Below are 12,983 nucleotides of genomic sequence, written 5' to 3'. Positions count from 1 at the left end.
AATAATAAAAGAAGATTTCGGTTAGGATGCCGAAATCTTCTTTTTAAATTTGTCTTCATAATTAGTGGCTTCTCTCAATGCTTTTTCCTCGGTAGGGATACGTACAGAGAGCATGGCAATATTTAATAGGGTAAAGATAATAGCAGTAATATATGCTTGGAACATTAATGGTAGTAAAATAATTTCCAAGCAAACTACCACATAATTTGGATGGCGCATGAAGGAATAAGGGCCTCTTTTCACGACATTAGCGCCTGGTAGAATAATGATTTTAGTATTCCAAAAAGAACCTAAAGATGCGAGACACCATATTCGAAGTAATTGAACACATACAAAACCGATTAAAAACCCAGAAAATAAAGGTGAAATAGCTCTATCAAATATAAGTACCTCTAAAATGAGACTTATAAAAAAACTCACATGCATGGCAACCATTACAGGATAATGGGAGGCTCCAACTTCATAGGCACCTTGCTGAAGCATTCTTCTTTCATTTCTCTTTGCTATTACTACCTCGGCAAGTCGTTGGAGAATTACTAGCGAGATAAGGATGAAGAATAACAATCTAATCCCTCCAATTTAGTAATATAGCTTCTCCGCAAAATCCAGGACCCAAAGCTACTAGTAAACCTAAGTCCTCTTCGTTATTTTGTTTCTTCATGAATTGCTCCAATACAAAGAGAACTGTAGGAGATGACATATTCCCATGACTTTTTAAAACTTCTCTGGAGATGTGCGTATGTTCTTCTGTTAGTCCCAATGTTTCTTCATATGCTTTTAATACTTTCTTTCCACCTGGATGTGCAACAAAGTTAGTTATCTGAGCTTTTGTCACTTGCTGTTCTCCTAGAAAATCATCTACAAATGGTCCTAACCAAGTAGCAATAATAGAAGGGATACTTTTGGAAAATACAACATGCAGTCCATTATTTTTAATATCCCAACCCATCACATCTTCTGAATCTGGCATCCACTTAGAAGCAGTATCGATAATATGAGGAACCGGTTTTGTAGTAGTCAGCTGTGCATCATCTCCGCAAACTAATGCACACGCAGCTCCATCTGCAAATAGCGAGGCTCCTATTAAATTACTTTTCGAAAAGTCGTTTGGTTGGAAGGTCAAACTGCATAGTTCTACACATACTACTAATACTTTTGAGGTCGGATGAGCCTTACAATAATCGAAAGCCCTACTAATCCCAGATGCACCACCGGCACAACCTAAACCCCATAATGGAATACGTCTCGTGCGATCAGAAAAAGGCAGATGATTCATTACCCGCGCATCAATACTAGGGGTAGAAATACCAGTACTACTAACAAATACAATTGCATCAATTTCACTAGGATGCAGAGAAGATTCTAAAAAGTCGAGACTATTTAAACAACGCTGGATTACTTCGATACTATATTGCGTAGCTAACTCTATATACAAATTATTCCGTTCTTCAAAGCTATGTTCACTTTGATGCCATTCTAGGGGAACACAAAAATGGCGAGTTCGTATATCGCCATTCTCAAACACTTTTAATAATCTATTCAATTGAGGTATTTTATCTTGAAATAGCTCTTTTGTGAGATTCTCAATGTTTGATTGCTCTAATGTATATGGAGGGTTATATGTACTTATCGAAGCGATTTTCGGCATAGTATTACTCCTTTTTTATTCCTTATACTTCCCTTTTAAACAATAAATATACAATTATTTTTGGTCTTTCATCTTTTCAATTGCGATGATAAAGGGAGGATCATTTTGTTGGTTAAGAAATTGATAGCTTAATACGTGGACAAAGGATTGTGACAAACTCTGCACATAACGCAGAATGGAATCCTTTTCTTCTTTACCACCCAGATGACCATGGTAAACTACTAAGACAATTATTCCTCCTACTTTAAGTAATTGTAGTAATGATTCAATTGCCTGCTGAGTAGAATCTCCTGTTGTAATAATTTCATGATTACTTCCTGGCAAGTACCCCAGATTGAATATTGCTGCTGAAATTTCTTGTTGGATATAAAGGTGCAGGTTTTCATGCCCATCTTGAATTAATGTTGCTATGTCTAATTTATTTGCCTCTTCTAATCTTTTGGTAGTTGCTTGGATAGCTTCTGCTTGTATGTCGAAAGCATATACATGTCCATGCTTTCCAACAAGTTCAGTTAAAAACAAGGTATCATATCCATTTCCTGCTGTTGCATCCACTACTATATCTCCTGATTCGACTGTAGACAATAGCAATTCTCTTGCAAAGGGTAAAATTCGTTTTAATTTCATTTGCTTACACCACTTTTTGTGTAATATTTTCCTTGGTAACTCTCCCTTGAAGCAAGCTCTGCATCAATTCCATTTAATACCTCCCATTTGTTTACACTCCACATTGGTCCAATCATTAAGTCAATTGGTCCGTCTCCCGTTATTCGTTGAACGACCATCTCAGGGGGTAAAACTTCTAGCTGATCTGCTACGAGCTGGATATATGCATCTCGATCCATAAACTCGAGCATCCCCTTTTCATATTGTTTAACCATTGGAGTTCCTTTTAATAAATGAAGTAAATGAATCTTGATACCTTGAACATCTAGCTTGGCTACTTCTCTTGCAGTTTCCATCATCATTTCCCGGTTTTCTAAAGGTAGACCATTTATAATATGCGTACAGATAGGAATTCCATGCATTCTTAATTTGTTCACTCCTTCTACATAGGAAGGGAAATCGTGGGCTCTATTCACCAAATTGGCTGTACGTTCATGCACCGTTTGAAGCCCAAGCTCGATCCATAAAAAAGTACGTTTGTTAAGCTCAGCCAAATATTCGACTACATCATCTGGTAAACAATCGGGTCTTGTCGCTATAGAAAGCCCTATTACTCCATCTAAAGCTAGTGCAGCTTCAAATTTCTCCTTCAAAACAGGGAGGGGAGCGTGCGTATTCGTATAAGCTTGGAAATAGGCTATGTATTTTCCGTTTTTCCATTTTTCATGCATATTCGTCTTGATTTTTACGAATTGAACTGGAATGGGATCTACTTTATCGCCTGCGAAATCTCCACTTCCAGCTACGCTACAAAAAGTACAGCCGCCAAATGCAACAGTACCATCTCTATTTGGGCAATCAAACCCAGCATCTAATGCTACTTTGAAGATTTTCATACCAAATATATCTCGTAAATAACGATTCCATGTAAAATATCGTTTCCCATCAGATGGGAAAGGGAAATTATTTTCATTCATATTTTTCACTCCTTAACAGGATTATTTTATCATGACTTTGATAAGTTTGTTCTAATCTTCTTGAAGTGCCATTTGAAAAGGAATACAATATTCTTCTGAGTACAACAGAAGTGAGGTGTTTAAATTGCCTAAAGCAGTATGGTTTTTAATAATCGGAATGTTCATCAATACAACGGGAAATTCTTTTTTATGGCCGTTACATACAATATACATGCATGATCATCTTGGGCAAACGCTAACAATGGCAGGGTTTGTGCTTATGATTAATGCTGGAACAGGGGTTATTGGTAATTTACTAGGAGGATATCTATTTGACAGAATAGGTGGATATAAATCTATTATGTTTGGGATTATATTGTCAATGGTTTCTCTATTACTTCTAACGTTTTGGCATGGATGGCCAGAATATATATGGTTTGTTGCAATTCTTGGCTTCAGTGGAGGTATAATTTTCCCTAGCATGTATGCTTTAGTAGGAAGTGTCTGGCCCGAAGGTGGTAGAAAAGCTTTTAATGCAATTTATTTGGCTCAAAACTTAGGAGTGGCTATTGGTCCTGCTGTTGCGGGCTTGGTTGCTGATCATAATATTAATAATATTTTTCTAGCTAATTTATTGACTTATATATTATTTCTTGTGGTAGCGGGAGTTTATTACCGCAAAATGTCAGTAGCTCCTAATATAAATGCTTCAATAATGAAAAACTCTAAAAAAATTAAACAAAAAGCACCATTTTATGCAATGATGATTGTATCAATTGGTTATATGCTTACGTGGGTAGCTTATGTACAATGGACTTCCACTATTTCTACTCATGTGTTGGATTTAGGTATTACTTTAAAAGAATATAGCATGCTTTGGACGATAAACGGTGCTCTAATACTATTAACTCAGCCACTTATTAAGCCAATTATTAATAGGCTGGAGCATCGTATAAAAACACAGATGATCATTGGTATAGTAATATTTATGGCTTCTTTTGTTGTCGTTTCTTATGCAGAAGATTATACGATGTTTATTGTTGCAATGGTTGTCCTGACACTTGGGGAAATATTTATATGGCCAGCTGTGCCTACATTAGCTAACCAGCTAGCACCAAAAGGAAGAGAAGGATTTTATCAGGGAATTGTGAACAGTATGGCTACTATTGGACGAATGATTGGTCCGTTTGCCGGAGGAATCATAGTTGATGTCTATGGAATACAAGCGATGTTCTTAGTTTTCACATTACTGATAGCATTAGCAATAATTCCAACCCTTTTATACGATCGCCCGCTTAAGAAAGTAGCACCTGATAAGGATGTGATTTGATCTGGAGAATTTACAAAAATACTTATCCACTTCTGTTCTTGCCGAAATTTTAGAAAATGCTTTTCAATGGTTTGTTGTAGTAGATGCAGATTCGAAAATTCTATATATCAATAAGGATTACTGTAGCTTTCTTGAAGTAAAGAGAGAGGAAGCTATAGGTAAACCTGTAGCTGACATTATTGAAAACACGAAAATGCATGAAGTGATTAAATCTGGGGTTCCTGATAATGCCTCTCCACATTATATTAAAGGAACATATATGCTTGCGAATCGTGTTCCTCTTTTTATAGATGGAAAGATTGTTGGGGCTTTTGGTAGTGTCATTTTTCGGGACATGTCTGATTGGAAAAGGTTAAGTTCTCATGTTCGAAACACAATGGAAAGAATTCAGTTAAATATAGAAGATAATAGTTACACAGAATACAGATTAGGAGATATTAAAGGTACTTCTCCAGCTATTCGAAAAATAAAAGAAACTATTGAAATAATTGCGCCAAGTGACCTTCCAGTGTTAATCGAAGGAGAAAGCGGAACAGGAAAAGATATGTTCGCTCATAGTATCCATCAGCTTTCGGAACGCTCTGATTACCCTTTTGTTAAAGTAAATTGTGCTGCAATACCACCAGAGTTGCTTGAGAAAGAAATATTTGGAGTGCTAGATCATAACAACGGAACCTTACGAAACGGCCGGTACAAGCAAGCAGATAAAGGAACTCTTTATATAGATGAAATTAGTGCACTTCCTCTTACACTTCAAGCAAAGCTTTTAAGGGCGATGCAGGAAGAGGAAATTACGCCTCTGAATTCGGAGAGCAGTGAAAAAGTAAATGTTCGTATTGTTGTTTCATCAAATGTTGCTCTTTCTAAGCTAATTGAGGAGAAGAAGTTCAGAGCCGATTTATATTACCGATTACAAGCAATTACTCTATCCATTCCACCATTAAGAGAACGAATGGAAGATTTTATAGATATACTCAATTATTTTCTACAAAAATTTATGCTTAAGGCTGGACGAAGACATGTCACCTTAGCAACAAAAACGCGGGAGATACTCCAATCCTATCACTGGCCAGGGAATGTAAGAGAATTACAAAACATCCTGCAAGCAACGGTTTTCTTAGCGGAAAATGATATCATTTTGCCATCTGCACTTCCTTCACAGATAAAACTAAGTAATGTACCTTCTTTCCAAACTACTGGTACGCTCGAGGACATATTAGCAGAAGTAGAAAAGAAAGTGCTTCAATCTTACTTAGAGGAAGAATCAGATAAAATAAGGATTGCAAAGCAACTTGGTCTAAGTAGATCCACATTGTACGAAAAAATTAAAAAACACAACTTATGACCTAAATCCGATTTTTTGGACAATATTCCAGAAAATCGGATTTTTAGCATTTTAAATAAACATTGTATTTGTTAATTTTAATAATATAATAATCCGAGAAATCGGATTAATCTCACTTGAACTCTGAAAGACTCCGACCCAATCTTTATTGATTGAAAATTTAGATTATGTTTTAATGACTTATGAAAGCGCTTTTATATATTAGGGTATTCAAAAATAATTCAAGTAAAGAAATCTATTTCTTCTGCAGAGAATTAGATTTTTGGAAATTTAAATACTCAAAAATCTTAATGTGGTACCCAAAATTTATTAACGAGGATGATTATTGCCCTAAATATATTTATTTATTACTAGACTCTGTTATATATTTCAATCATTTTGATAAAATATTGCCACAAAAAGATAGCTAGGTATTCTAACACGATTTAAAATAATAGGAGGATTTGTTAATGGAAGTATTAAGTATGATCGGTCTTATAGGCGGCTTAGCCTTATTGATTGTTTTGACCATGAAAGGTGTAAATATACTAATTGCTGGTCCTATATCGGCGCTTTTAGTAGCTGTGACTAGTGGAATGCCATTATTTTCTCAGCTTGCTGGTAAAGATGAAGCTGACTTTGTGACTAGTTATATGTCAGGATTTACAGGGTTTATCGCTTCTTGGTATTTGATGTTCTTACTAGGAGCTGTATTCGGTAAAGTTATGGAGGATAGCGGAGCCGCAGATTCAGTGTCCAAATGGATAGTGGATAAATTGGGCATGAAGTTTGCAGTGCTTGCCATTGTTCTTGCCTGTGCGGTTCTTACGTATGGTGGAGTAAGTCTTTTCGTTGTTGCATTTTCTGTATATCCAATGGCAATTTCATTGTTTAAACAAGCGGATTTACCTCGTAGATTCATACCGGCAACATTAGCACTTGGGTCTGTAACCTTTACGATGACTTCTGCAGGATCACCTGAAATTCAAAACTGGATACCGATTCAATTTTTAGGGACGAATGCTTATGCGGGTTGGGAAGTAAGTATTATCGTAGCGGTATTCATGGCAACATTTGGTTACTGGTGGCTGAAACGTATTATTCAAAAAGCTGTTAATAAAGGAGAAAGATTTGAAGATCGTGAAACGGATCCAACATTTGATACGAAAAGAAACTTGCCAAATCCTTTCTTAGCGATGCTTCCTTTGGTAGTTGTATTATTAATTTCTTATATTTTCCATGATAAACTTGCACAATCTGCTCTAATAATAGCATTACTAGGTGGAGTTATTGCAACCTATATTGTTGGTAGAAAATACTCTAAAAACTTCTGGGAAGCTTTTTCAGCTGGTACAGTTGGTGCGATTATTGCAATTGGTAATACCGCAGCAGTAGTAGGATTTGGAGGAGTTGCAAAAAACGTACCTGCATTTACAACTGCAGTAGAAGCAATGACCAATATTCCTGGCTCTCCATTAATAGGCGCAGCAATTGCAGTTTCTGTAATAGCGGGAATGACGGGTTCTTCATCAGGTGGGCAAACTATTGCTTTGCCACTTTTAGCTCCACATTATATGGATATGGGTGTAAATCCTGAGGCATTGCACAGAGTTGTAGCTATTTCATCTGGAGCTCTTGATTCATTGCCGCATAATGGGTATGTAGTAACTACTATTCAATCAATCTGTGGTGAAAAACATAGTGCAGCCTATTGGCCAGTTGCAGCGACAACCGTAGTAGTACCAGCACTAGGTGTAATACTAGCAATTATTCTCTTTTCATTTAATTTAGGAATTTAGTTTTCCTATGAATTGCTAGATGACTTTTTTAGGAGGCAAAGTAATGGTTAAAGATAAAGTACTTCTTATTACTGGAGCGGCAGGGGGCATAGGCTTTGAAATTGCTCAGGAATTTTATAAAGCTGGTGCGAAGGTAGTTTTAACGGATATAAATGAAGAAAAGGTAAAGGATGCTGCAATAGCACTAGGTAATGATGTACTGGGTATTAAATGTGATGTGACAAAAGAAGAAGATATTATTAACTCAATTAATGTAACGGTAAAAGAGTACGGGCAGATTGATATATTGATTAATAATGCTGGAATGCAGCATGTTTCAATGCTTGAAGATTTTCCAACAGAACGCTTTGAACTATTGATAAAAATAATGCTAACAGCTCCGTTTATAGCAACCAAACACGTTCTTCCGCATATGCGGAAGAACGGATTCGGTAGAATTATTAATATGGCTTCTATAAATGGTTTAGTTGGTTTTGCAGGTAAAGCAGCTTATAACTCAGCAAAACATGGCGTAATTGGACTTACAAAAGTTGCAGCTCTTGAGACAGCTGCAGATGGGATTACAGTGAATGCTGTTTGTCCAGGCTATGTGGACACACCCCTTGTTCGAAACCAATTTCACGATTTAGCAAAAATACGTAATGTCCCAGTAGAATCTGTTTTAGAGGAAGTATTATATCCTTTAGTTCCCCAAAAACGATTGTTAGATGTAAAAGAGGTAGCTGATTTGGCTTTGTTTTTAGCAAGCGATGCTGCAAAAGGAATGACGGGTCAAGCAGTTGTCTTAGATGGTGGTTACACGAGTCAATAAGTTATAAGCGCCCGATTAAATAATCGGTGCGTTTATTGAATACCCAGTGTTAGTCTTTTCATGGGGACATACAAAGGAAATAGTTTGCTAAGTTATCGGATATTTGAGAAAATAATAATGTATCAAGCTTACAAATGAAAGGGGATTGGGAGCATGAAGCCTATATATAATTCAGCTGTAGAAGCTGTGGCAGGGGTGCAAGATGGAATGACACTAATGGTCGGAGGCTTTGGACTTGTTGGAATTCCGGAGCAACTAATATTAGCATTAGTAGATAAAGGTGTGAAGGATTTAACAGTTATCTCCAACAATTGTGGTGTAGATGAATGGGGACTAGGATTACTACTCAAAAACAAACAGATAAAGAAAATGATAGGTTCATATGTTGGGGAAAATAAAGAGTTTGAAAGACAGGTAATATCTGGTGAGATAGAAGTGGAATTGACACCACAAGGAACATTGGCAGAAAAAATCCGTGCTGGTGGTGCAGGAATTCCAGCTTTCTTTACTCCTGCCGGTGTCGGAACCATAGTAGCAGAGGGAAAAGAAGTACGTGTTTACGATGGTAAGGAATATGTGCTGGAAGAGGCACTCCACGCTGATTATTCTTTCATAAGAGCAGCTAAAGCAGACAAATTTGGTAATCTTATTTATAACATGACAGCGCAAAACTTTAATCCAATGATGGCTGCAGCTGGTAAAATTACAATTGCGGAAGTGGAAGAAATTGTGGAAACTGGAGATTTAAATCCAGCTCAAATACATACACCAAGTATTTATGTTCAAGGTCTATTCCAAGCAGAACAGGAAAAAAGAATCGAACGTTTAACGACACGTTCTTAAGGAGGAGTTTCGATTGAATACACGGGAAAAAATAGCAAGAAGAGCAGAAAAAGAAATCGAAAATGGAAACTACGTAAATCTAGGAATTGGAATTCCGACTTTAGTAGCGAATTTCATCTCTCCAGATAAAACGGTCGTTTTACAATCTGAAAATGGGTTGCTTGGTATAGGACCATATCCGACCGAGCAAGAGGTAGACCCAGATCTTATTAATGCTGGGAAGGAAACAGTTACTACTATTCCGGGTTCTGCCTTTTTCAATAGTGCGGAGTCTTTTGCGATGATTCGTGGAGGACATGTAGATGTAGCCATTTTAGGTGCAATGGAAGTATCTGAAAAAGGTGATCTTGCGAACTGGATGATTCCAGGGAAAATGATTAAAGGCATGGGGGGAGCGATGGACCTTGTGCATGGTGCTAAAAAAATTATTGTTATTATGGATCATTGTGCAAAAGACGGTTCCGCTAAAATTAAAAAACAATGTGAATTACCTTTAACGGGTAAGGCAGTTGTGAATAAAATAATAACAGAACGGGCAATGATAGAAGTAACCGAAAATGGGCTTGAACTGAAAGAAGTATTTGAAGGTTATACTATTCAAGATATTGTTGATGCAACAGAAGCTGAACTTATTATTAATGACGTTCGAGAAAATGTTTCTATCTAACATCAGCTTGTATTTTAATGTGGAATCCATTATTATTAAATCTAATAGAAGTCGACTGTGAAAAGGATTAGTAGGTAAATCTCGTTTCTGTAGAGAGCTAACGGATGGTGCAAGTTAGCGTAACGAATTATTGAACTCGCCTTTGAGTCAGAATAAGTGAACGATAAGTAGCTTATTCCGTTTTCCGCGTTAAGGAATCAAGTTGAGTGAAGTTTTCGCTAATTTGGGTGGTACCGCGTGAGTATATCTCTCGTCCCTTAGTTTTTTTAAGGGGCGAGTTTTTTTATTTCTAGCTTCAGCGCCTAGCCCGCCTGAGTCGCTTTAGGATTTCAGCAAAGGTAAAGGAGCCTTTACGTAAATCCTTCCAGCGCTGGTCGGAGGCCCACAGGATGTGGGTCAGTCAGTCGTTGCGACACGATGTCGCGAACTTAGACTGGCTTCCAAAGATAGGCGCTTACGCTTTTATACATTTGAGGAGGAGTTACGATGAGCTTTAATCATGAAGCAATTGAAAAAAAATGGCAGAAATATTGGCAGGAAAACAAAACGTATAAAATGACGGATGATCCATCCAAACCAAAATTTTATGCATTGGATATGTTCCCTTATCCTTCGGGAGTAGGTTTACACGTAGGGCATCCACTAGGGTATATAGCAACGGATATATTAAGTGCATTTAAACGTAAACAAGGCTATAACGTACTTCATCCAATGGGCTGGGATGCTTTTGGACTTCCGGCGGAGCAATATGCAATCGATACTGGAAATGATCCTGCAGAATTTACTGCGAAAAATATCGCTACTTTTAAACGTCAAATGACGGATTTAGGATTTTCATTTGACTGGGATAGAGAAGTAAATACGACAGATCCTTCTTATTATAAATGGACGCAATGGATTTTCATCCAGCTGTACAAAAAAGGTCTTGCATATGTAGATGAAGTGCCGGTAAACTGGTGCCCGGCGTTAGGTACAGTATTGGCGAATGAAGAAGTAATCGATGGTGTGTCAGAGCGGGGAGGGCATCCGGTAGAACGTCGTCCGATGCGTCAATGGGTGCTTCGTATAACTGCTTATGCAGATAGACTTTTAGAAGATTTAGATGATCTTGACTGGCCAGATAGCTTAAAAGAAATGCAGCGAAATTGGATTGGACGTTCAGAAGGTGCAGAGCTTACATTTGAAGTAGCTGAAACTAATGAATCATTCCGTGCATTTACAACTCGCCCAGACACTATTTTTGGTGCAACTTACGCAGTATTAGCCCCAGAACATAAGCTAGTGGATAAAATCACAACAGCTGACCAAGCAGAAGCAGTGCAAGCTTATAAAGATCAAGTGAAATTGAAAAGCGATTTAGAACGTACCGATCTTGCCAAACATAAAACTGGTGTATTTACAGGTGCTTATGCAGTTAACCCAGTAAGTGGCGAAAAAATGCCAATTTGGATAGCGGATTATGTATTAGCAACATACGGAACTGGTGCTATTATGGCAGTTCCTGCTCATGATGAGCGTGACTATGAGTTTGCACGACAATTTGATTTGCCAATCGTGGAAGTAGTTTCAGGTGGAGATGTTGAAAAAGAGGCTTATACAGCGGACGGAACGCTTGTAAACTCAGAATTCTTGAATGGCTTAAATAAACAAGAAGCGATTGCAAAAGCGATTGAATGGTTTGAAGCAAATGATAAAGGTGAAAAGAAAATCACGTATCGACTACGCGACTGGTTGTTTAGCCGCCAACGTTATTGGGGTGAACCAATTCCAATCATCCATTGGGAAGATGGCACTTCTACACCTGTAGAAGAGGCTGAATTACCGTTAATGCTTCCTGTAACAACGGATATTAAACCGAGTGGTACAGGTGAATCGCCTCTAGCTAATATTACGGAATGGGTAAATGTTGTAGATCCAGTGACGGGTAAAAAAGGTCGTCGTGAAACGAATACAATGCCTCAATGGGCAGGCAGCTGCTGGTATTACCTTCGTTATATAGATCCAAATAATGACGAGGCACTTGTAGATCCAGAACTAGCTAAACGTTGGCTCCCGGTGGACATTTATGTAGGTGGAGCAGAGCATGCAGTTCTTCATTTATTGTACGCACGCTTTTGGCATAAATTCCTTTTCGACATCGGTGTAGTGACAACGAAAGAGCCATTCCAAAAACTATTTAACCAAGGAATGATTCTAGGTGAAGGTAACGAGAAAATGTCTAAGTCAAAAGGGAATGTAGTAAACCCTGATGATATTGTGAAAAGTCATGGTGCTGATTCACTTCGTCTATATGAAATGTTCATGGGACCACTGGACTCTTCAAAACCGTGGTCAACAAACGGGTTAGATGGTTCCAGAAGATTCTTAGATCGTATTTGGCGTTTGCTTGTAGATGAAGAGGGTAAATTGAGTGCTAAAGTTACAGACACGTCATCAGCTAATATGGAAAAAGCGTATCACCAGACGGTTAAAAAAGTAACAGAAGACTTTGAAGCAATGCATTATAATACTGCCATTTCGCAAATGATGGTATTTATCAATGAAGGCTACAAAGCAGAACAAATTTCAACAGAATATGTAGAAGGATTTGTGAAGCTGATTTCTCCTATCGTTCCACATATTGCAGAAGAGCTTTGGAGCATTCTTGGGCACAACGATACAATCGTGTATGAAGCATGGCCAACTTTCGATGAGTCTAAGTTAGTCGACAATGAAGTAGAAATTCCTGTTCAAATTAAAGGAAAAGTTCGTGCGAAATTACATGTTGCAAAAGATGCAACTAAAGATGAACTAGAAGCATTAGCTCTTGCTTCTGAACAAGTACAACAATGGTTAGAAGGCCAAGAAGTGAAGAAAATTATTGCAATCCCTGGTAAAATGGTCAATATCGTCATTTGATGAGCCTTTAAAAGAAGTTTTATAAATAAGATTAATTTAAAAGTCATCTCCCCTCTAACTTTTCTTAGAGGGGGGATGATTTTTTGTTGAATGGTTAGTGA

11 protein-coding genes and 1 other annotated feature are annotated in these 12,983 nt (G+C 37.6%); of the genes, 7 read left to right on the top strand and 4 right to left on the bottom strand.

All coding sequences use genetic code 11. From position 1 onward, the window contains the following. Positions 1 to 21: 21 nt before the first annotated feature. The 4 genes from ACN6MX_RS13035 to ACN6MX_RS13020 are packed head-to-tail and all read right to left on the bottom strand — an operon-like array spanning position 22 to position 3,231. The gene (locus ACN6MX_RS13035; RefSeq protein ID WP_419959327.1) at positions 22 to 564 is read right to left on the bottom strand and encodes an isoprenylcysteine carboxyl methyltransferase family protein; all 543 of its coding nucleotides are present in this window, start codon (positions 562 to 564) and stop codon (positions 22 to 24) included. 1 nt (position 565) lies between these two features. Then, positions 566 to 1,648: a type III polyketide synthase gene (locus tag ACN6MX_RS13030; protein ID WP_419959326.1), complete on the bottom strand. Its 1,083-nt coding sequence runs from the start codon at positions 1,646 to 1,648 to the stop codon at positions 566 to 568. Positions 1,649 to 1,702: 54 nt separating this feature from the next. Then, positions 1,703 to 2,275 (bottom strand): class I SAM-dependent methyltransferase, encoded by a 573-nt coding sequence (locus ACN6MX_RS13025; RefSeq protein ID WP_419959325.1) that lies wholly within the window; start codon positions 2,273 to 2,275, stop codon positions 1,703 to 1,705. Then, positions 2,272 to 3,231: a TIGR01212 family radical SAM protein gene (locus ACN6MX_RS13020; RefSeq protein WP_419959324.1), complete on the bottom strand. Its 960-nt coding sequence runs from the start codon at positions 3,229 to 3,231 to the stop codon at positions 2,272 to 2,274. The genes ACN6MX_RS13025 and ACN6MX_RS13020 overlap by 4 nt, the downstream gene beginning before the upstream one ends. Before the next feature lie 124 nt (positions 3,232 to 3,355). On the opposite strand from ACN6MX_RS13020, the gene ACN6MX_RS13015 reads away from it, so the two are divergent. From ACN6MX_RS13015 to leuS, 7 genes are all read left to right on the top strand, one after another. Then, the gene (locus tag ACN6MX_RS13015; protein ID WP_419959323.1) at positions 3,356 to 4,540 is read left to right on the top strand and encodes an MDR family MFS transporter; all 1,185 of its coding nucleotides are present in this window, start codon (positions 3,356 to 3,358) and stop codon (positions 4,538 to 4,540) included. Position 4,541: 1 nt separating this feature from the next. Further along, positions 4,542 to 5,885 (top strand): sigma-54 interaction domain-containing protein, encoded by a 1,344-nt coding sequence (locus ACN6MX_RS13010; RefSeq protein ID WP_419962622.1) that lies wholly within the window; start codon positions 4,542 to 4,544, stop codon positions 5,883 to 5,885. A gap of 449 nt (positions 5,886 to 6,334) precedes the next feature. Continuing rightward, positions 6,335 to 7,663, top strand: a complete 1,329-nt coding sequence (locus tag ACN6MX_RS13005) for a GntP family permease (protein WP_419959322.1) — start codon at positions 6,335 to 6,337, stop codon at positions 7,661 to 7,663. A 43-nt stretch (positions 7,664 to 7,706) separates the two neighbouring features. Further along, positions 7,707 to 8,474: a 3-hydroxybutyrate dehydrogenase gene (locus ACN6MX_RS13000; RefSeq protein WP_419959321.1), complete on the top strand. Its 768-nt coding sequence runs from the start codon at positions 7,707 to 7,709 to the stop codon at positions 8,472 to 8,474. A gap of 153 nt (positions 8,475 to 8,627) precedes the next feature. Next, positions 8,628 to 9,317: a CoA transferase subunit A gene (locus ACN6MX_RS12995; protein WP_419959320.1), complete on the top strand. Its 690-nt coding sequence runs from the start codon at positions 8,628 to 8,630 to the stop codon at positions 9,315 to 9,317. Between the two features lie 13 nt (positions 9,318 to 9,330). Further along, positions 9,331 to 9,984: a 3-oxoacid CoA-transferase subunit B gene (locus ACN6MX_RS12990; protein WP_419959319.1), complete on the top strand. Its 654-nt coding sequence runs from the start codon at positions 9,331 to 9,333 to the stop codon at positions 9,982 to 9,984. Positions 9,985 to 10,032: 48 nt separating this feature from the next. Then, positions 10,033 to 10,245: a binding site (T-box leader), on the top strand. A gap of 225 nt (positions 10,246 to 10,470) precedes the next feature. Next, positions 10,471 to 12,882, top strand: coding sequence for a leucine--tRNA ligase (leuS, locus tag ACN6MX_RS12985; protein WP_419959318.1), 2,412 nt, complete (start codon positions 10,471 to 10,473; stop codon positions 12,880 to 12,882). Positions 12,883 to 12,983: the final 101 nt, after the last annotated feature.

This window comes from Psychrobacillus sp. BM2 (genome assembly GCF_048572895.1).
GTDB lineage: Bacteria > Bacillota > Bacilli > Bacillales_A > Planococcaceae > Psychrobacillus.
This window is presented reverse-complemented; position numbering and strand designations above follow the sequence as displayed.